Annotated in this window: 1 protein-coding gene; it reads right to left on the bottom strand. The window is 48.0% G+C overall.

Annotated elements, in window-relative coordinates; genetic code table 11:
- Positions 1-202, bottom strand: a 202-nt coding sequence (locus V5P19_RS24140; protein ID WP_334408069.1) for a winged helix-turn-helix domain-containing protein, incomplete at its 3' end; no start/stop codon positions are given.
- Positions 203-250 lie beyond the last annotated feature (48 nt).

A 250-nucleotide genomic window follows, 5' to 3' on the forward strand; every position in this document is an offset into this window, starting at 1 on the left:
GTTTTAAACGGTCATGCGCCCAGCCTGCACGATTTTTATAAACAAGTTGTCCGCTGGTAATGACTTTCGCTCGCTGGCTGTCATCCAGTCCTAATGCATCCGCGGCAGCCTCATGAACATCACGCGCGGCTGCACCTTCCGGTTTTGTCGCCAGATAACGCAGAACAGGTTCAATAAATTTGTCATAGGTAGGAACCGTCATAGTACATCCTTGCAGAATCAGGTAGATGTTTTTCGGCTACTATAACAC

The sequence above is a fragment of the Enterobacter sp. UNJFSC 003 genome (assembly GCF_036903355.1).
Taxonomy (GTDB): Bacteria; Pseudomonadota; Gammaproteobacteria; order Enterobacterales; family Enterobacteriaceae; genus Enterobacter.